The sequence below is a fragment of the Streptomyces rubellomurinus genome (assembly GCF_000961885.1).
GTDB classification, from domain to species: Bacteria; Actinomycetota; Actinomycetes; order Streptomycetales; family Streptomycetaceae; genus Kitasatospora; species Kitasatospora rubellomurina.
Genome location: NZ_JZKH01000212.1, coordinates 1 through 2,474 on the forward strand (window position 1 = coordinate 1; position 2,474 = coordinate 2,474).

The 2,474-nt window shown below is 56.9% G+C and carries 1 rRNA gene; it reads right to left on the bottom strand.

Features of this window, described 5'->3' with window-relative positions:
• Positions 1 to 2: 2 nt before the first annotated feature.
• Positions 3 to 2,474, bottom strand: a 23S ribosomal RNA gene (locus VM95_RS37285); the annotation flags it as partial.

Genomic DNA, 2,474 nt, shown 5'->3' on the forward strand with positions numbered 1-2,474 from the left:
CTGAGGACAAGCCCTCGGCCTATTAGTACCGGTCAACTCCACCCCTCACAGGGCTTCCATACCCGGCCTATCAACCCAGTCGTCTACTGGGAGCCTTACCCTCTCAAGGAGGTGGGAGTGCTCATCTCGAAGCAGGCTTCCCGCTTAGATGCTTTCAGCGGTTATCCCTCCCGAACGTAGCCAACCAGCCATGCCCTTGGCAGAACAACTGGCACACCAGAGGTTCGTCCGTCCCGGTCCTCTCGTACTAGGGACAGCCCTTCTCAACACTCCTACGCGCACAGCGGATAGGGACCGAACTGTCTCACGACGTTCTAAACCCAGCTCGCGTACCGCTTTAATGGGCGAACAGCCCAACCCTTGGGACCTACTCCAGCCCCAGGATGCGACGAGCCGACATCGAGGTGCCAAACCATCCCGTCGATATGGACTCTTGGGGAAGATCAGCCTGTTATCCCCGGGGTACCTTTTATCCGTTGAGCGACGGCGCTTCCACAAGCCACCGCCGGATCACTAGTCCCTACTTTCGTACCTGCTCGACCCGTCAGTCTCACAGTCAAGCTCCCTTGTGCACTTACACTCAACACCTGATTGCCAACCAGGCTGAGGGAACCTTTGGGCGCCTCCGTTACCCTTTAGGAGGCAACCGCCCCAGTTAAACTACCCACCAGACACTGTCCCTGATCCGGATCACGGACCCAGGTTAGACATCCAGCACGACCAGAGTGGTATTTCAACGACGACTCCCACCCAACTGGCGTTGGGCTTTCACAGTCTCCCACCTATCCTACACAAGCCGAACCGAACACCAATATCAAGCTATAGTAAAGGTCCCGGGGTCTTTCCGTCCTGCTGCGCGAAACGAGCATCTTTACTCGTAATGCAATTTCACCGGGCCTATGGTTGAGACAGTCGAGAAGTCGTTACGCCATTCGTGCAGGTCGGAACTTACCCGACAAGGAATTTCGCTACCTTAGGATGGTTATAGTTACCACCGCCGTTTACTGGCGCTTAAGTTCTCAGCTTCGCCTCGACGAATCAAAGCTAACCGGTCCCCTTAACGTTCCAGCACCGGGCAGGCGTCAGTCCGTATACATCGCCTTACGGCTTCGCACGGACCTGTGTTTTTAGTAAACAGTCGCTTCTCGCTGGTCTCTGCGGCCACCCCCAGCTCGGAGTGCAAGACTCGTCACCAGGAATGGCCCCCCTTCTCCCGAAGTTACGGGGGCATTTTGCCGAGTTCCTTAACCATAGTTCACCCGAACGCCTCGGTATTCTCTACCTGACCACCTGAGTCGGTTTGGGGTACGGGCCGCCATGAAACTCGCTAGAGGCTTTTCTCGACAGCATAGGATCATCCACTTCACCACAATCGGCTCGGCATCAGGTCTCAGACTACGTGTGAGGCGGATTTGCCTACCTCACGTCCTACACCCTTACCCCGGGACAACCACCGCCCGGGCTGGACTACCTTCCTGCGTCACCCCATCGCTCACCTACTACCCCGTTGGGTCACCGGCTCCACCACTTCCCTTTGCCCGAAGGCTCCGGGACGGCTTCACGGGCTTAGCATCAGAAGGTTCAGCGTTGGCGCTTCAAAGCGGGTACGGGAATATCAACCCGTTGTCCATCGACTACGCCTGTCGGCCTCGCCTTAGGTCCCGACTTACCCTGGGCAGATCAGCTTGACCCAGGAACCCTTGGTCAATCGGCGCAAGAGTTTCCCACTCTTGTATCGCTACTCATGCCTGCATTCTCACTCGTATACCGTCCACGACTGGTTTCCACCGCCGCTTCACCCGGCACACGACGCTCCCCTACCCATCACAACAGGCGTTGGCCCTATTGTTGCAATGACACGACTTCGGTGATGTGCTTGAGCCCCGCTACATTGTCGGCGCGGAATCACTTGACCAGTGAGCTATTACGCACTCTTTCAAGGGTGGCTGCTTCTAAGCCAACCTCCTGGTTGTCTCTGCGACTCCACATCCTTTCCCACTTAGCACACGCTTAGGGACCTTAGTCGGTGTTCTGGGCTGTTTCCCTCTCGACCATGGAGCTTATCCCCCACAGTCTCACTGCCACGCTCTCACTTACCGGCATTCGGAGTTTGGCTAAGGTCAGTAACCCGGTGAGGCCCATCGCCTATCCAGTGCTCTACCTCCGGCAAGAAACACGTGACGCTGCACCTAAATGCATTTCGGGGAGAACCAGCTATCACGGAGTTTGATTGGCCTTTCACCCCTAACCACAGGTCATCCCCCAGGTTTTCAACCCTGGTGGGTTCGGTCCTCCACACGGTCTTACCCGCGCTTCAACCTGCCCATGGCTAGATCACTCCGCTTCGGGTCTTGGGCATGCAACTCAGTCGCCCTATTCGGACTCGCTTTCGCTACGGCTACCCCACACGGGTTAACCTCGCTACACACCGCAAACTCGCAGGCTCATTCTTCAAAAGGCACGCAGTCACGGCC